A 17142-nucleotide genomic window follows, 5' to 3' on the forward strand; every position below is an offset into this window, starting at 1 on the left:
TATGCGCACACGACTTTTGCTGCTCTTCGCCCTTGCGGCCGCAACCGTACTTATGAACGTTGCGGTGGCGGGGAATATTGCGCACGGTGTCGAAGTCGTGGTCATCGACGCCGGGCACGGGGGGCGATTCCCCGGTGCGCACTACGGAGGGGTCTATGAAAAGGACCTCACGCTGAAGGTGGCGCTCAAACTCGGAAAGCTCATCGAGGAGGGGATGCCGGGGGTGAAGGTGGTCTACACCCGCACCACGGACAAGACGCTGGGGCCCGATCTGGCGGCCGACCTGCAGGCACGGGCCAATATCGCCAACAAGGCCGGGGGCGATCTCTTCATCTCGATCCACGCCAACGCCGCACCCCGGGCAACGGGCGTGCGCGGGGTCGAGACGCTGATCATGGGCGAGAGCCCGAAGGAGCAGCGATACAACGAAAATGCCCTGTTCGAAAACAACCGCGAGGATCTGATCGACATGTCCGACGAGCGGACGGCGGCCATCGTGCGGGCGTACATTCAGAATCTGCAGTTCACCTACGGCGAATACAGCATGGCTTTCGCCCGCTGCGTCCAGAACAGCTACCTCAAGGCGGGGCGCCATTCGCGCGGCATTAAGCCGCAGTTGCTGCGGGTGCTCTATGCGACGGACATGCCGGGAGTGCTGACCGAGATCGGCTTCATGTCCAACCAGCAGGAGCTGGCCTACATGAAATCCGACAAGGGGCAGAACGAGATCGCCCGGTCGCTCTACCAGGCGATCCGCAGCTATTCGGCCTATGTGCTCGAAACCCGGAGGGCCGAGGAAGGGCAGGCTGCGGCCGCCAAATCGGCCGCGGAGAAGTCGGACGGAAAAGCCGCAGAGAAGGCGGCGGAGAAGTCGGCGGAAAGAGATTCAGCGGCAGTGTCGGCAGAAAGAGAGTCGGCGGAGAAGCCCGCAACGGAGACCCCGGTCAAAACCCCGGAAAAAGCGGCTGCGCAGCCTTTGCGCTACACGATTCAGGTGATGGCTTCGGCGTCGTCCGTGCCCGTCACCTCGGCGCAGTTCCGCGCCTACCGCGGCAAGGTGAAGGAGTATGCGTCCGAGGGACGATTCCCCTATAAGTATGGTGTGGGCGAATATGCCACCCGCGGAGCCGCACAGCGGAAGCTGGCCGCGGTGCGCAAGGTATTTCCCGAGGCCTTCGTGGTCGCGTGCCGGGGAGCACAGATTGTAAAATAAAAGTACAGATATGAAAAGGGAAGTTAAAATCGGAATTTTCGGCGTGTCGATGATCATTGCCGCCTGGGCCGGAATCCGGTTTTTGAAGGGATTCGACATCTTCAGCCGCAACTCGGTCTATTATGCCGCCTACGACCAGATCAACGGCGTGCAGGCGGCCTCGCCGATCATGATGAAGGGCGTCAAGATTGGTACGGTGACGGGCATTTCGTTCGATCCGCAGCACAGCGACAAGGTCGTGTTGCAGTTCACCATCAAACGGAACTACCACATTCCGAGCGACTCCGAAGCCAAGATTTTCAGCAACGGGCTGATGGGCGGAAAGGCCATCGAAATCAACTACGGCTCGGCGCACTCGTTCCTTCGGTCGGGAGACACGCTGCGCTCGGTGCGCGAACGCGATCTGATGGATGTGGCCGGCTCGGAGCTGGAGTTCTTCAAGCAGAAGGTCTCCCAGGTGACGGGGGATCTCTCGCGTACGCTGGCCAACCTCAATAGTCTGATGGAGGCCAATGCGCAGAATATTTCCGGCACGTTGGGCCATCTGAACACCATTACGGGCGACATGGCCGACCTGCTCGACGCCGAGAAGAACAATCTGAAGGTGGCCGTTGACGACCTTACGGAGTTCTCCGCGATGCTGGGCCGCAACACCCCGCGTGTGGACAGCATCGTCGGCAGCCTGAACCGGATAACCGGCGAGCTGGCCGACGCCGGATTTGCCCGCAGGCTGACGGATGCCGTGGGGGAGGTGAACGCCCTGCTGGCAAAGGTCGAGGCGGGCGAGGGAACTGTCGGCAAGCTGATGACCGATCCTGCGCTCTACGATTCGCTGACCGAGGCCAGCGCCAATCTCGCCTCGCTGCTGGCCAACCTCGAGCAGTATCCCGGCCGCTACGTGCACTTCTCGCTTTTCGGACGCAGTCCCGAGAAGATGCAGGAGAAGGCCGAGCGTAAAGCAGCCAAAGCTGCAGCCAGGGCCGCAAGGGATTCCGTGAGATTGAACCTGAAAAATTAAGAATTGAAAATTGGAAAGGTGCCGGCTGGAATCGTTTGCTCCATCTCCCGTCCGGCCGTGTCGTCGCATGCCGGTGAACAGAACGAAACGTCGAACGGGAGGTCGGTTTTTTTAATTTTTAAGGCTTAATTTTTTTATCTTCATGATTTACCCTGCCACATTCGAGCAGAAAATAGGATTCGACCGGCTCCGCGAGCAGGTCGCGGAACGTTGTACCATGCGCGCCGCCCGCGAACGGCTCGCCGCCGAGGGATTTTCGACCTCCATGCGCGAGATTGAACAGCGGCTGGCACTCGCCGACGAAATGCGCCTGCTGCTGGATATGGAGCAGGATTTCCCCGGGGGAGAATATCCCGATGTCGATTACATCGTCGCCAAACTGCGCGTCGAGGGTTCGTTCCTCGACGTGGAGGAGGTTGTGATGCTGCGCCGGGCGCTGGCCGCAATCGGCGGCATCGTCTCGTTCATCGTCAGCCGCGAAGAACGTTATCCGGCCCTCCATGCCCGCACGCGGGGCGTTGCGGTCTTCCCGGAGATCGTGCAGCGCATTGACGCCATTCTCGACCGGTTCGGGCAGGTGAAGGACAACGCTTCGCCCGCCCTGCTGGAGATTCGCCGCTCCATCCGCGAACGCGAGGGGCAGGCCGCCAAACGCCTGCAGGCTGTGCTTTCAGCGGCCAAGGGGGCGGGGATCGTCGATGCCGACGCCCAGATCTCGATCCGCGACGGCAAGGCCGTGATCCCGGTTTCGGCCGGCAACAAACGCAAGCTGAACGGGTTTATCCACGACGAATCGGCAACGGGAAAAACCTTCTACGTCGAGCCGGTCGAGGTGGTGGAGATCAACAACGAACTGCGCGAGCTGGAGTATGCCGAGCGGCGCGAGATCGTGCGTATCCTCACGGAGTTTACCGACGCGGTCCGTCCCGACGCGGAGTTGATCGCCGATTCGGGCGACTACCTGGCCGAGGTCGACATGCTGCGCGCCAAGGGCCGCTGGGCCTCGGAGAACGGGTGTGTGCGTCCGATCGTATCGACCGACGACAGGCTGGTGCTGAAAAACGCCCGCCACCCGTTGCTGCAGCAGACACTGCGGGCCGCGGGCCGCGAGATCGTGCCGTTGGATTTGCAGCTCGACCGGCGCAAGCACATACTCGTCATTTCGGGACCGAACGCCGGCGGCAAGTCGGTTTGTCTGAAAACCACGGGTATCGTGCAGTATATGTTCCAGTGCGGGTTTCCGGTGCCGGTATCGGAGGTCTCGGAGCTGCCGGTCTTCGAAAGCATTTTCATCGATATCGGCGACGAGCAGTCGATCGATAACGACCTGTCGACCTACTCGTCGCACCTGCTGAACATGAGGCATATGCTGGCGGGCGCGTCGGGACGGACGCTGGTGCTGATCGACGAGTTCGGGTCGGGAACCGAGCCGATCATCGGCGGGGCGATCGCCGAGGCGATCCTCGAGCGGCTGCTCGACAAGGGGTGTTACGGCGTGATCACGACGCATTATGCCAATATCAAGTATTACGCCGCATCGGTGGAGGGCATTGCCAACGGGGCGATGATGTTCGACGTGCAGAATATCCGGCCGCTGTTCCGGCTGGAAATGGGCAAGCCGGGAAGTTCGTTCGCCGTGGAGATCGCCCGCAAGATCGGGCTCCCGGAGGATATTATCCGTGCGGCGAGCGAAAAGGCCGGGTCGGACCACATCAATATCGAAAAACAGCTGCGCGAGATCGCCCGCGACAAGCATTACTGGGAGCAGAAACGCGACCGCATCCGGCTGACGGACCGCAAGGTCGAGGAGCTGGAGCAGAACTATGCCGAGCAGCTGGCGAAGATCCGCACCGAGCGGCAGGAGATTCTGAAAAAAGCCAAGCTGGAGGCCCGGCAGTTGATTGCCGACGCCAACAAGCAGATCGAAAATACGATTAAAACCATCCGCGAGGCGCAGGCCGAGAAGGAGCTGACGCGGCTGGCACGGCGCGAGCTGGACGACTTCCGCGAGGTGGTCGAGAAGGCCGACGAGGCCCGGAACGAAGCCGCCGTGGCCCGCGAAATAGAGCGTATCGAACGCCGCCGCCAGCGGCGCGCCGAGCGTCGGGCGCAGCAGGGCGCGAAGCCGGCAGCGGGGGAGCGTGCTCCGGAGCCCGAGAAGCCGCGCGAAGTGGTCGTCGGGTCGAAAGTCCGCATGACCGGGCAGGAGATGGTCGGCGTGGTGCAGTCGGTGAAGGGAAAGCGGGCGCAGGTGGCGTTCGGGCAGATACTTACGGCGGTGGACAAGGGGTTGCTGACGGTGGTGTCGAACAACGAATACCGCGAGGCGACACGTCCCGTTACATCCCGTACGGTTCTCTCGGTGGACATCTCGTCGCGCAAGCTCAACTTCAAGGACCACATCGACGTGCGCGGCATGCGCGCTTCGGAGGCGCTGGACGAGGTGCGCAACTTCATCGACGACGCACTGATGGTGGGTGTCGGCACGGTGTCGATTCTCCACGGCAAGGGAACCGGCGCGTTGAAGGAGGAGATTCGCCGTTACCTGCGCACGGTGCCGGAGATCGTTTCGGCGGTGGACGAGCATGCCGATCGCGGCGGGGCCGGGATAACGATCGTTACCTTCGATTTGTCGTGAGGGTGAGGCTTGGGGTTTCCCGTTCGGATCGGGGAGCCGGGAAATGCTGCGCGGCGTGAAATAAGGCAGCGGGTGCAGGGGTGGCCCGGACCGCAAATCCGCGGATTGCAAGGCCCGGGGCCGGAAGCAGGCGTTTGGGCCCGGAAGCAGGGGGCAGACGGGGCCGGGAGCAGGCGTTTCGGGGCTGGCGGCCGGTGTCTGACGGAGCTTTTCGGGAGCCCCTCCCCGAAAAAAGACTGGAAAAAATGGATATTTTATGAAATATCGTCTTTCGCAAATCGCCGCCGTCGTGGGCGGCAGGTTTTCAGGAACCGACTGCGAAGTACAGTCGGTGGTGACCGACAGCCGCTCGCTGACGTGCGAACTCGGAGCGGGGCCGGTGTTTGTCGCCATGTGTGGCGCAAACCACGATTCGCATGCGTTCGTCACGCAGATGTATGCGCGCGGCGTGCGGGCCTTTATGGTCGAACGGCCGCTCGAAGCCTTGCCGGAGTGCGGGTATGTGCTCGTCGAAAATGCCATCGCGGCCCTGCAATGTCTGGCGGCATACCACAGGGCGCAGTTCCGGGGAACGGTGGTGGGCATCACCGGTTCGAACGGCAAGACCGTCATCAAGGAGTGGATTGCCGAGGAGCTGCCTGCGGGCATAAAGTGCTACCGGTCGCCCAAAAGCTACAATTCGCAACTGGGGGTGCCGCTGTCCGTGCTGATGATCGAGGGCGACGAGCAGCTGGCGCTGATCGAGGCGGGGATTTCGAAACCCGGGGAGATGGAGCGTCTGGAGCGCATCATCCGTCCCGATGTGGTGGTGTTCACCTCGATCGGCGACGCACATCAGGAGAATTTCCTCAATCTGGAGCAGAAATGCGACGAGAAGATGGTGCTGGCCCACTGTGCCGAGACCATCGTCTACCACAGTTATTACGAGCCGCTGGGCCGCATGATCGCCGCGCGCTTCGCGGGGCGGAAACTCTGCGACGCGGCCTCCTGTCCCGAGGTGCCGGAAGCGCTGATCGGCAACGCGGCATCACGCCGCAACGCCCGGATCGTCGAGGCGTTCTGCGCGGCGATGGGCTATCCCGCCCCGGCGTTCAGCGGGGCTCCCGAGGTCGCCATGCGGCTCGAAGTCAAGGACGGCATCAACGACTCGGTGCTGATCAACGACGCCTACAACCTCGATCTCAACTCGCTGGCTCTGGCGCTCGACTACCTGCACAACGTGGCGCTGTCGCGCCGCCGGACGCTCGTGTTGTCGGACATCGCGCAGAGCGGGCTGACCGACGACGAACTGTACGGACGCGTGGCCGGGATGGTCGCGCGGGCCGGCATCGACACCTTTGTCGGTATCGGTCCGAAGCTGAAGCGCTATGCCGCGCTGTTCGGCGGCGACAGGGAGTTTTTTGCTTCGACCGACGAGTGCATCGCCCGCATCGGCCGCAGGGCGGTGGCCGGGCGTGCCGTCCTGTTGAAAGGCGCGCGGGAGTACCGTTTCGAGAAACTCGCGCATGCACTGGCGCGCAAGAGCCATACGACGGTGCTGGAGGTCGATCTCGACGCCATGGTGCACAACCTGAACTATTTTCGCGCGAAGATCGATTTCTCGACCCGTCTCGTGGCGATGGTCAAGGCGGGTTCGTACGGTGCCGGGGATTTCGAGGTGGCGCAGATGCTCCAGCACCAGGGGGTCGACTACCTTGCCGTGGCGTTCGCCGACGAGGGTGTGCTGCTGCGCGAGCGGGGGATCACCATGCCCGTCGTGGTGCTGAATGCCGATGCCGACAGTTTCGAGCAGATGATCGCCAACCGGCTCGAACCCGAGATATACAGTTTCCGGTCGCTTGCCGATTTCGCCGAGGCGGTGTCGCATGCGGGCGAAATCCGTTATCCGGTGCACATCAAGCTCGATACGGGCATGCACCGGCTGGGATTCATGGAAGGAGAGATCGCGCGCCTGTGCGAGGTGTTGCGGGAGTTGCCCGCCGTGAAGGTGGCGTCGGTGTTCTCGCACCTGAATTGTGCCGACATGCCCGAGGAGGATGCCTACACCCGGGAGCAGATCGCGCGTTACGACCGTATGAGTGCCGCCCTCGCCGCGTCGCTGCCCTATCCCGTCATCCGCCATACGGCCAATTCGGCGGCCATCGAGCGCTTCCCCGAGGCGCAGTTCGACATGTGCCGCCTCGGGCTGGGTCTTTACGGTTTCGGATGGGAGCACAATGCGGGGCTGCGTCCGGTTTCGGCGCTCAAGACCCGCATCGTGCAGATCAAGCGTCTCGAAGCGGGCGAGGCCGTGGGATACGGACGTGCCGGAAAACTGCTGCGCCCGACGCTGACGGCGACCGTGCCGATCGGTTATGCCGACGGGTTGGACCGTCATCTGGGCTGCGGGCGCTGGTCGATGCGGGTGGCCGGGCAGCCGGCGCCGATCGTGGGCCGCGTCTGCATGGACAGTTGCATGATCGACATCACGGACATTCCGGGCGTCGGCGAGGGCGACGAGGTGACGGTCTTCTCCGCCGAGCCGGGAAATGACCTCGAAACGATGGCCCGGGTACTCGACACGATACCTTACGAGATCATGACTTCGGTCTCGTCGCGTGTGAAACGAATCTATCTCAAAGAGTAATGGCAAGCGGAACCCTGTATCTGATCCCCTGTCCGATTTCGGACGAAACGGCGCCGTGGGACGTGCTCCCCGCGGCTAACCGGGCCGTGATGGATGCGCTGGACTACTTCATCGTCGAGAACACCCGCACGGCGCGGCGGTTTCTGTCGAAAGCCGGCATCGCACGGCCCATCGGCGAGCTGGAATTCCGCGAACTGAACGAACACACTGCCGCCGGCCGCGAAATCGAGGAGCTGATTGCGCCGCTGCTCGGAGGCCGTTCGGCGGGGGTGATCTCCGAGGCGGGGGTGCCGGGCGTCGCGGATCCCGGGGCGGCGGTCGTCGAGGCGTGTCACCGCCGCGGCATCCGCGTCGTGCCGCTCGTCGGGCCCTCGTCGATCATCCTCGCGGTGATGGCTTCGGGGCTGAACGGGCAGTCGTTCGCTTTCAACGGCTATCTGCCCGTGAAGCCGCCCGAAAGGGCCCGGGCCATCCGTTTCTTTGAACGACGCGCACTGGCGGAGGGGCAGTCGCAGCTCTTCATCGAAGCTCCCTACCGCAACGTGAAGCTGATGGAGCAGCTGGTGCAGACGCTCGGGGCCCAGACGCGGCTGACCGTAGCTGTCGATCTCACCGCTCCGGGCGAGTGGATCGAGACCCATACGGCCGGGGAGTGGCGCCGCTGCCGGCTGCCCGAAATGAACAGGCGACCGGCTATTTTCATCATCGGATAGAGGACTCTTGTCGGGAGGTGGCTTCTCTGACGCCGGAAGGGGTGTCGGTGCGTTGTCCGGCGGGGCATTGTCCTTGAAATCCGGCGCTTGGCCGGGTTGGTATGCAATTTGATCGAATAAGGGGAGGAAAACTGAAAAATTACAAGATATGAAAAAGGAAAAAGTTTATAATGAGGGTATTGGAGGCGACGAAGGCTTTGCCCCCGGCGATGGGTATCCGTCGTGCGAGGGTGAAGCGTGTGCCAATGTGGCAGATGAAACCGGTGAGGCGACTGACACATTGGCAGACGGTGAGCCCGCTGCCGAAGCCGACGCAGCCAAGGCCCTCGAAGAGGCCGTGGCGCAATGGCAGGACAAGTATGTCCGCCTGCAGGCCGAATTTGACAACTACCGCAAGCGCACGCTCAAGGAGAAAATGGAACTGGTGCAGACCGGGGGCCGCGACGTGCTGCTGGAGATGTTGCCGGTGCGCGATGACGTGCAGCGCGCCGTCGATGCCATGCAGAAAAGCGACGACCTGGAGGCTCTGCGGGCGGGTGTGACGCTTATTTCACAGAAATTTACCGAGGCACTCCGCCGCAAGGGGGTGACCGAGATCGAAGTGATGGACAAGGATTTCGATGCCGATTTTTCGGAGGCCGTGGCCCGGTTTGCAGCTGGGGACGGGAAAAAAGGCAAGGTCATCGATGTCGTTCAGACGGGTTACATGCTGGGCGAGAAGGTGCTGCGCTTTGCTAAAGTCGTTGTAGGAGAGTAGGATCATGGCAGAAAAAAGAGATTACTACGAAGTGCTGGGCGTGGCGAAGAACGCTAACGCAGACGAAATAAAGAAGGCCTACCGCAAAGCGGCCATCCAGTTCCACCCCGACAAAAACCCCGGGGACAAGGAGGCCGAGGAGAAATTCAAAGAGGCTGCAGAGGCCTACGACGTGCTGTCGAACCCCGACAAGCGCGCCCGTTACGACCAGTTCGGCCATGCCGGAATGAGCGGCGCGGCAGGCGGCGGGGCCGGAGGTTTCGGAGGTTTCGGTGGAGGTGGCTTCTCGATGGAGGACATCTTCTCGCAGTTCGGAGATATTTTCGGCGGCCATTTCGGCGGCGGATTCCGCTCGTCGAACGGCGGCGGACGGCACGTGAACCGCGGCTCGGACATCCGCGTGCGGGTCAAGCTGACGCTGTCCGAGATCGCCAACGGGGTTACGAAGAAACTCAAGATCAACAAGACCGTCGCCTGCGACAAGTGCGGCGGCTCGGGAGCCAGGGACGCCAATGCCTATTCGACCTGTTCGACCTGCAACGGAGCGGGCTATGTGACGCGCGTGGAGAATACCTTCTTCGGGCGGATGCAGACGCAGGGCGTCTGCCCCACGTGCGGCGGCACGGGCAAGGTGATCACCGCGGCGTGTGACAAGTGCAAGGGCGAAGGCACGCTGCGCGGGCAGGAGGTCGTGGAGATCAAGATCCCGGCCGGCGTGGGCGAGGGCATGGTCCTTACCGTCACGGGCAAGGGAAATGCCGCGCGTCAGGGCGGTGTGAACGGCGACCTGCAGGTGATGATCGAGGAGGAGCGCGATCCCGAACTGGTGCGCGACGGCAACGATCTGATCCACAACCTGAACATCACCGTGACGACGGCCCTGTTGGGCGGCACGGTCGAGGTTCCGACGGTGGACGGACGCGCCAAGATCAAGATCGCTCCGGGAACGCATGCCGGCAAGGTGTTGCGTCTGGGCGGCAAGGGATTGCCGGACGTGAACGGATACGGCCGCGGCGACGAACTGGTGGTGGTGGACATCACCGTTCCGTCGAAACTCTCGGCAGAGGAGCGGAAACTCGTCGAGCAGCTGGCCGCGCAGCCCTCGTTCCAGAAGGCGGAGTCGGTCAAGAATCAGAATATTTTCGAACGGATGAAAAGCTTCTTCCGGTAGGATTCCGGGCGAGAGTTGCGGCTCCGGATCCGTTGCGGACGGGTGTATTCGCGGCGTTGGCCGTCTCTCCGGCCGCCGGATGAGGATCCGGTTTCGGGCGGTGCACGGGCCGCAGGCCTTGAGCCCTGCGGGCCGGGGCGTTGCGGAGCGCCGTTTCTCGGACATTCCCTCGCCGAGGGGCTTGTGGCGCAGGTCTGGCGCCGTTTCTGCTTGGGCGGCCCGGCAAACGACAGCGTCGTCTGCCGGGCCTGTCGTCGCACCGCGGCCGTGATGTCGCAAATGGAAAAAAGAGAGTCATGCAATAAAATTGCGAAGATATTCGTATCTTTACAAAAAATAGAACGACCATGTTAGGCTTTACCCCCTTCAAACGGCACCCGAACAAATTCAATTACATCCCGCGGTATTACGACCCCGAGAAGGAGGCCCGTGAGCAGCGCCGGGCCGAGTTGCGCGGCGAGCGCGCCGAGGATGCCGACCGCGAATACCGGCCCGGGCAGTACATCCGCACCCAGCGCGAAGCCCGGGAGCAACGGCGGTCGAACGAGGAGGAGCGGGGCCGCATGCGTGTGCTGAAGATGGCCGCAGGGGCTGTGGTGGTGATGCTTTTCATCTACCTTCTCTACCCGAAGCTGGCCGAGGTGTTCCTCCGCACGCGGGCTCTGCCTGCGACCGAAACGCAGCAGGTCGGCCAGGAAGAGTTCAATCCCTATGCGCCCATTAGGGTCGTTCCCAACGATTACAAGGAGTAAATGGCAGATAAAATCAGATTGTTACCCGAGGTCGTTGCCAACCAGATCGCCGCAGGCGAGGTCGTCAACAGGCCCGCATCGGTGGTGAAGGAGATGATGGAGAACGCCATCGACGCCGGGGCGACTTCGGTGAAGGTCAACTTCCGCGATGGAGGCAAGGACCTGATTCAGATTGTCGACAACGGCAGCGGCATGTCGCCCATCGACGCCCGCATGGCCTTCGACCGTCATGCAACGAGCAAAATCGGGGCCGTGGAGGATATTTATGCCCTGCACACGTTCGGATTCCGCGGTGAGGCTCTGGCTTCGATCGCCGCCGTGTCGCAGGTCGAACTGCGCACCCGTCAGGAGGGCGACGAGGTCGGGACGCAGATCGAGATCAACGGCGGGCAGTTTGCGGCGCAGAATCCCGTGATGTGCCCCGTGGGGTCGCAGTTCTTCGTGCGCAACCTTTTCTACAACGTTCCGGCGCGCCGCCGTTTCCTGGACAAGAGTTCCTCCTCGGCCTCGCAGATCAAGTCCGAGTTTCAGCGCATTGCGCTCTGCAATCCGCAGATCGCCTTCGAACTCTATGCCAATGACGCTCCGATCTATGCGTTGCAGGCCGGGTCGCTGGCCGGGCGCATCGTCGATGTGGTGGGGCGTCACATCAAGCAGAACCTGCTGGAGGTCGAGGCCAACACATCGATCGCCTGCATCGAGGGATATATCGGCCGTCCGGCGGCCGCCAAGAAACGAAACTCGGAGCAATATCTGTTTGTCAACGGGCGCTTTTTCAAGAGCTCCTACCTGACGAGCGCCATCCTGAAAGCCTATGAGAAACTGATTCCCGAGAGTTGCCAGCCCTCCTATTTTCTCTACCTGACGCTCGACCCCGGGCGTATCGACGTCAACGTGCATCCGCAGAAAACCGAGGTCAAGTTCGCCGACGAGGAGGCCGTGTGGCAGATCGTCAACGCCGCTGTGCGCGAGACGCTGGCCAAAACGGGCGCCGTGCCGCTGATGGATTTCGACCGGGACAGCCCGGTGGAGATCCCCGTCTTGCAGCAGGGAGCCGTTTACAGCGAGCCGCTGGCCATGTCGAACAGCGACTACAACCCCTTCCGCGAAGAGTATATCGACCCTTCGGCTCCCGATCCGAATGTCGATTTCACGGGATTCGACGTGCCTTACCGCGACGGCGGGAGTGTGGCGGATAGCGCCGCAGGAGGCATGCGCACGGGAGGAGCCCGGAACACCGGGGCGTCGTTCCCGCGGGTTGCGGCGGGCGGATTCGCCCTGCCGGGGGCCGACGACGGGGAGTTCGAGGAGTTCGAGTCGGGCGGCGGGTTCGAGATCGCCTCTTCGGGCGGCGGGTTTGACGACAGCGCTCTGGATTTCATCCCTTCGTCGGACGCTCCCGAGCAGCAGCAGCTCGACATGCCGCAGCGTCCCGAATTTACCGATGCGCTGCCGTTGCCGGGCGGATATGTCGCAGCCCTTTTGGGCGGCCGCTTCGTGGTGGTCGATGTGCGGCGCGCCCGCGAGCGGATTCTCTACGAGGATTACCTCCGGATGCTGGGCAACGGCTCGGCGGTGAGCCAGCAGCTGCTCTTTCCCGAGCGTCTGGTCCTCTCGGGCGACGAATATGCCCTTCTGGAGGAGAATGCCGTGGAGTTCGCGGCCCTGGGTTTCGACATCGACTTCTGCGGCGAAGGGGCCGTCGAAGTGAAGGGAACGCCCGCTGATATGCCCGCCGATGCGGTGGACAGGCTGTTGTTCGACCTGTTGCAGGCCTTTGCGATCCCGGTGTCGCTCTCCGATGTGCGGCGCGAGAAGATCGCCGGTGTGATGGCCCGATCCGGAGCCAGGGGCGTGGGGCGGAATCTCTCGCGCGAGGAGGCCGAGGCACTGCTCGCACAGCTGGCCGACACGGGGAATTTCAGCTTTTCGCCCTCGGGCAAGGCGATCTCCGCGGAGATCACGCCGGAAGATTTGCGCGCCAAGTTGGGATAATCCGGTGGAAAAGAGTTACATTTGCAAAAATTAAAACGCATGAACCGCTATTTTCAGACCCCTCCGGTGGTCAAAAATCTGATAATCATAAATATACTGGTTTATATGGCCACGGCCATGCTGCCTGTCGGCGACACGATCCTGCAGTATTGCGCCCTGTCGTTGGGAACGCCCTATTTCCATACCTATCAGTTCATCACCTACATGTTCCTGCATGCCAATTTCGAGCATATTTTCTTCAATATGTTTGCATTGTGGATGTTCGGGCGGACGCTCGAGTATGAACTCGGCTCGCAGCGGTTTCTGACCTTCTACATGGTCTGCGGCGTAGGTGCGGCGCTGATTCAGTACCTCACGGCACTGGCCTTCGGCGAACTGCCGCTGTTGCTGGTCGGCGCCTCGGGTGCGGTGATGGGACTGCTGCTGGCCTTCGGCGTGATGCATCCCAATGCGGTCATCATGTTGCTGATTCCGCCCATTCCGATGAAGGCCAAGTGGTTTGTCGTCATCTATGCCGTCATCGAGCTGTTCCTCGGATGGAGGGGCGTGGGCAACGTCGCCCATTTCGCCCATGTGGGCGGCATGCTGTGGGGATTCCTGCTGCTGCATTGGTGGAAGCGCCGGGGAATGATCCGCTTTTAGCCGATGGCTTTCGATTACTATAACGGATACGGGGGAGGAACTCCGGAGAAGCGGCGGCGCAGTCTTGCCGTGCGTCTGGTCGATCTGGTCCTGACGCTCGTGACCCTGGCCGTGGGCGTGACGTTGGTGCTCACCTATTTCGTCCCCTATGTCGCCCCGGGCAGCGTGTGGTTCTTTCCCGTGTTGGGGCTGGCGGCTCCGGCGGTCTATGTCGCGGCGGTCGTGCTGACGCTCTATTGGATCATCCGCTGGCGCTGGGTGTGTGCCGGGACGATGCTGGTCATCGTCGTGGCGGGACTTTTCAAGGTCTCGCTCTTCTGGCGTCCCGAAATCCGCCGCAGCTATGCCTCGGAGGAGTCCTTCGACCGCGCGGCGGTCAAGGTTATGAGCTACAACGTGCGCTGTTTCTACGGCGAGGACGGCCGGAGCAGTGTCAACGACATCCTGCGTCTGATCGAGGAGCAGGATCCCGACCTGATCTGTCTCCAGGAATTCAATGCCCGCCTTGCGGAGAAGTCCGAGGAGTTTGCCCTGCTGGGCGAGAAGTACGAGATCGCCCACTTCGGGCGCACGCAGGCTCCCGATTCGCTTTACGGGGCAACGCTGACCATTCTGAGCAAATACCGCATTCTGCGTTCGGATACCGTGCTGACGCCCTCGTCTTCGGTCTGGGCCGATGTGATTGTGGACGAGGACACCGTGCGGGTCTTCAACAACCACCTGCGATCGACGGCCATCAACGCTTCAGACAACCAGTTCATCACCAGCCATCAGTTCCTTTCGGACACGGCGCGCGAGACCAAAATCCGCAGTATCGTGACCCGTTTGCGCGAAAACAGCGTGCTCCGGGCCGCGCAGGTTGACAGCATCGCGCAGGTCGTGGAGGCGACACGCACGCGGCGGATCGTCTGCGGCGATTTCAACGATACGCCCATGTCGTATGTCTACCGCACGATGGCGCGGGGTCTGCGCGACGCATTCCGCGAGTGCGGGTCGGGCTATGCACATACGTTCCGCGGGTTCTACAACATGTTGCGCATCGACTATGTGTTGAGCGGCGGTTTCGAACCGCTTTCCTACGAGGTGATTCCGGTCGACTATTCGGACCACCATCCCGTTGTCGTGCGGCTTCGGAAAAAGCCCTGACGAATTTCCTCCTCTCGCCGGAAAGCGGAATTTCGGGCGGAGACTCTCTTGGTGCCGGGTTGCATGTGTCCGGCCGGCTTGTCGCCGGAAATCAGCTGCTGTTTTCCGAAAGCCCTTGCGGGCGCGTCGATCCCGCCGGTAAGGTACAGGCCGGTCTTCCCTACCTGAGGAAGGCTATTTGCGCGGCAAGGGCGGGGGTGAGACAACCGGGAAGGAGATTGCGGCAAACGGGGGCGTGCGGTATTTGGTGGGAGGATTCTGATGCGTCGCGGCTGGGTGGCGCAATAGCAGTCCGGTGGAACGAAATAGCCCCGGCTCTGCGGAGCCGGGGCGGGGTTATCCGATCTTTTTTCGGTCTCTTTTTGATCACTCTTCGATCTTCTTGCGCGGGTGGACCATGTTCTCGGGTTGCAGCACCTTGTGCAACTCCTCTTCGCACATCAGCTTATGTTCAAGAACAAGGTCGTAGATGCCCTTGCCGGTTTTGAGGGCCTCCTTGGCCAGCATGCTCGATGTTTCGTAGCCCAGGTAGGGGTTGAGCGCCGTGACCAGTCCGATGCTGTTGTAGACCATTCTGCGGCAGATCTCCTCGTTGGCCGTGATGCCGACGATGCACTTCTCGCGCAGCGTATTCATGGCGTTGATCAGCATTTCGATGCTCTCGAACAGGCAGTGGACGATGATCGGCTCCATGACGTTCAGTTCGAGCTGTCCGGCTTCCGAGGCGATCGTCACGGTGAGGTCGTTGCCGATCACGCGGAATGCAACCTGGTTGACAACCTCGGGGATCACCGGGTTGACCTTGCCCGGCATGATCGACGAGCCCGGCTGGCGCGGCGGAAGGTTGATTTCGTTCAGCCCGCAGCGGGGACCCGACGAGAGCAGACGCAGGTCGTTGCTGATTTTCGAGAGCTTCACCGCAAGGCGTTTCTGGGCCGAGGAGTTCATGATGAAGGCTCCCGTGTCGCTCGTGGCCTCGATCATGTTCGATGCCTCGACGAGCGGCAGCCCCGTGATCTCGCGCAGGTGGCGGGTGCAAAGCCCGGCATAGTCCGGGTCGGTGTTGATGCCCGTTCCGATGGCCGTAGCCCCCATGTTGATCTCGAAGAATAGCTGTTTGTTGGCCGTCAGCCGTTCGGCCTCCTCGGCCAGATTGGCGGCGTAGGCTTCGAACTCCTGGCCCAGGGTCATCGGCACGGCGTCCTGAAGCTGTGTGCGCCCCATCTTGATGATGGTGGAGAATTCCTCGCCCTTGGCGTGGAACGCCGCGACGAGTTCGCGCAGCGAGGCAACCAGGTGTTCGATGCTGCGCGCCAGGGCGATCTTCACGGCCGTGGGGTAGGCGTCGTTGGTCGACTGCGAGAGGTTGACATGGTTGTTGGGGTGGCAGTAGTTGTATTCGCCCTTTTCATGGCCCAGGAGTTCCAGCGCCCGGTTGGCGATCACCTCGTTGGCATTCATGTTGGTCGACGTGCCGGCGCCGCCCTGCACCATGTCGACGACGAACTGTTCGTGGAGTTTCCCGGCGCGCAGCTCCTCGCAGGCCCGGATGATGGCATCGGCGATTGCCGGGTCGAGCAGCCCCAGGTCGCGGTTGGCCATGGCGGCCCCCTGCTTGACGTCGGCCAGGGCGCGGATCAGCTCCGGAAAGAAGTTGAGCCGTACGCGGCTGATGTGGAAATTCTCTACGGCGCGCATGGTCTGCACACCGAAATAATACTCCGCCGGGATTTCCATTTCGCCCAGCAGGTCGTGTTCACGACGGGTTTTACCCGAAAGTCTGAGTTCCGTAAAGTCCATGATCCATATGTTTTGGTTACAGGTTTGCAAAAGCAGGGAGGCTGCGCTCCGGATCGGGTGTGGTCCGGCGAAACCTTCCGACATCAAATATAATGCTTTTTCCGTTACTTTGTTATAATAAAAAAACTTGTTAACTTTGTATTCGCTCCGCGGAGTTGAAGAATTCGGCGGCGGACAGACGCAGAACTGAAAAAACAAATAAAGAACATGATTTTAGACTCTCTGAAAAACAGCGCGCTTTACTACGGCGTAAGTCCGCGCATGAAACAGGCTTTTGAACTGATCGCATCGACCGACTGGATGACGATCGAACCGGGAATTCACGAACTCGACGGCCGCAACATCTACGTCAACGTCATGGATCGCGAGCTGAAGCAGAAGCCCGACGCAAAACTCGAAATCCACAACGAGTACATCGACATTCAGGTTCTTATCCGGGGTGTGGAGGAGTCTTTCGGCTGGAGCGAGCGCAAGGACCTCAAGAAGCCGCTGGGAGAATTCAGCGTCGAGAACGACATCCAGCTCTTCGACGACGTGCCGCAGACCTATTACACGATGCGTCCGGGGCAGTTTACGATCCTTTTCCCCGAGGACGGACATGCGCCGATGGTGGGCGAAGGGACGGTGCGCAAGATCATCGTCAAGGTGCGTCGGTAGAAGCTGTCCATCGT

The 17142-nt window shown here is 61.6% G+C and carries 13 protein-coding genes; 12 read left to right on the top strand and 1 reads right to left on the bottom strand.

Translation table 11 applies throughout. The features are described from left to right. The first annotated feature begins 1 nt into the window (after position 1). The 11 genes from QZ460_RS01170 to QZ460_RS01220 all read left to right on the top strand — a co-directional run bounded on the left by QZ460_RS01170 (position 2) and on the right by QZ460_RS01220 (position 14671). Positions 2–1213 (top strand): N-acetylmuramoyl-L-alanine amidase, encoded by a 1212-nt coding sequence (locus QZ460_RS01170; RefSeq protein WP_290539752.1) that lies wholly within the window; start codon positions 2–4, stop codon positions 1211–1213. 10 nt (positions 1214–1223) lie between these two features. Further along, positions 1224–2231 (top strand): MlaD family protein, encoded by a 1008-nt coding sequence (locus QZ460_RS01175; protein WP_290539753.1) that lies wholly within the window; start codon positions 1224–1226, stop codon positions 2229–2231. Between the two features lie 142 nt (positions 2232–2373). Then, complete coding sequence (locus QZ460_RS01180) at positions 2374–4869, top strand: Smr/MutS family protein (RefSeq protein ID WP_290539754.1); 2496 nt, start codon at positions 2374–2376, stop codon at positions 4867–4869. Between the two features lie 256 nt (positions 4870–5125). Beyond that, positions 5126–7495, top strand: a complete 2370-nt coding sequence (alr, locus tag QZ460_RS01185; RefSeq protein WP_290539755.1) for an alanine racemase — start codon at positions 5126–5128, stop codon at positions 7493–7495. After that, positions 7495–8208, top strand: a complete 714-nt coding sequence (locus tag QZ460_RS01190) for an SAM-dependent methyltransferase (protein ID WP_290539756.1) — start codon at positions 7495–7497, stop codon at positions 8206–8208. The genes alr and QZ460_RS01190 overlap by 1 nt, the downstream gene beginning before the upstream one ends. 148 nt (positions 8209–8356) lie before the next feature. Further along, the gene (locus QZ460_RS01195) at positions 8357–8965 is read left to right on the top strand and encodes a nucleotide exchange factor GrpE (protein ID WP_290539757.1); all 609 of its coding nucleotides are present in this window, start codon (positions 8357–8359) and stop codon (positions 8963–8965) included. Between the two features lie 4 nt (positions 8966–8969). Then, positions 8970–10136 carry a molecular chaperone DnaJ gene (gene dnaJ, locus QZ460_RS01200; protein WP_290539758.1) on the top strand — a complete coding sequence of 389 codons (1167 nt, stop codon included), beginning with the start codon at positions 8970–8972 and terminating at the stop codon, positions 10134–10136. A 347-nt stretch (positions 10137–10483) separates the two neighbouring features. Next, positions 10484–10888 (top strand): hypothetical protein, encoded by a 405-nt coding sequence (locus QZ460_RS01205; RefSeq protein ID WP_290539759.1) that lies wholly within the window; start codon positions 10484–10486, stop codon positions 10886–10888. After that, positions 10889–12883 (top strand): DNA mismatch repair endonuclease MutL, encoded by a 1995-nt coding sequence (gene mutL, locus QZ460_RS01210; RefSeq protein WP_290539760.1) that lies wholly within the window; start codon positions 10889–10891, stop codon positions 12881–12883. 39 nt (positions 12884–12922) lie between these two features. Next, on the top strand, positions 12923–13525 hold the full coding sequence (locus QZ460_RS01215) for a rhomboid family intramembrane serine protease (protein ID WP_290539761.1): 603 nt from the start codon (positions 12923–12925) through the stop codon (positions 13523–13525). Between the two features lie 3 nt (positions 13526–13528). Next, the gene (locus QZ460_RS01220) at positions 13529–14671 is read left to right on the top strand and encodes an endonuclease/exonuclease/phosphatase family protein (protein WP_290539762.1); all 1143 of its coding nucleotides are present in this window, start codon (positions 13529–13531) and stop codon (positions 14669–14671) included. Between the two features lie 366 nt (positions 14672–15037). Here the strand turns inward: QZ460_RS01220 and aspA are convergent, their stop codons facing one another. After that, complete coding sequence (gene aspA, locus QZ460_RS01225; RefSeq protein ID WP_290539763.1) at positions 15038–16471, bottom strand: aspartate ammonia-lyase; 1434 nt, start codon at positions 16469–16471, stop codon at positions 15038–15040. 207 nt (positions 16472–16678) lie between these two features. Here aspA and QZ460_RS01230 point away from each other — a divergent pair, with 207 nt between their 5' ends. Next, positions 16679–17128 carry a YhcH/YjgK/YiaL family protein gene (locus QZ460_RS01230; protein ID WP_290539764.1) on the top strand — a complete coding sequence of 150 codons (450 nt, stop codon included), beginning with the start codon at positions 16679–16681 and terminating at the stop codon, positions 17126–17128. Positions 17129–17142: the final 14 nt, after the last annotated feature.

Source organism: Alistipes sp. (assembly GCF_020026455.1).
In the GTDB taxonomy this organism is placed as follows: Bacteria; Bacteroidota; Bacteroidia; order Bacteroidales; family Rikenellaceae; genus Alistipes.

Coding starts and splice junctions, on each gene's coding strand:
- QZ460_RS01170 (WP_290539752.1), top strand. CDS start 2: ATGCGCACACGACTTTTGCTGCTCTTCGCCCTTGCGGCCGCAACCGTA.
- QZ460_RS01175 (WP_290539753.1), top strand. CDS start 1,224: ATGAAAAGGGAAGTTAAAATCGGAATTTTCGGCGTGTCGATGATCATT.
- QZ460_RS01180 (WP_290539754.1), top strand. CDS start 2,374: ATGATTTACCCTGCCACATTCGAGCAGAAAATAGGATTCGACCGGCTC.
- alr (WP_290539755.1), top strand. CDS start 5,126: ATGAAATATCGTCTTTCGCAAATCGCCGCCGTCGTGGGCGGCAGGTTT.
- QZ460_RS01190 (WP_290539756.1), top strand. CDS start 7,495: ATGGCAAGCGGAACCCTGTATCTGATCCCCTGTCCGATTTCGGACGAA.
- QZ460_RS01195 (WP_290539757.1), top strand. CDS start 8,357: ATGAAAAAGGAAAAAGTTTATAATGAGGGTATTGGAGGCGACGAAGGC.
- dnaJ (WP_290539758.1), top strand. CDS start 8,970: ATGGCAGAAAAAAGAGATTACTACGAAGTGCTGGGCGTGGCGAAGAAC.
- QZ460_RS01205 (WP_290539759.1), top strand. CDS start 10,484: ATGTTAGGCTTTACCCCCTTCAAACGGCACCCGAACAAATTCAATTAC.
- mutL (WP_290539760.1), top strand. CDS start 10,889: ATGGCAGATAAAATCAGATTGTTACCCGAGGTCGTTGCCAACCAGATC.
- QZ460_RS01215 (WP_290539761.1), top strand. CDS start 12,923: ATGAACCGCTATTTTCAGACCCCTCCGGTGGTCAAAAATCTGATAATC.
- QZ460_RS01220 (WP_290539762.1), top strand. CDS start 13,529: ATGGCTTTCGATTACTATAACGGATACGGGGGAGGAACTCCGGAGAAG.
- aspA (WP_290539763.1), bottom strand. CDS start 16,471: ATGGACTTTACGGAACTCAGACTTTCGGGTAAAACCCGTCGTGAACAC.
- QZ460_RS01230 (WP_290539764.1), top strand. CDS start 16,679: ATGATTTTAGACTCTCTGAAAAACAGCGCGCTTTACTACGGCGTAAGT.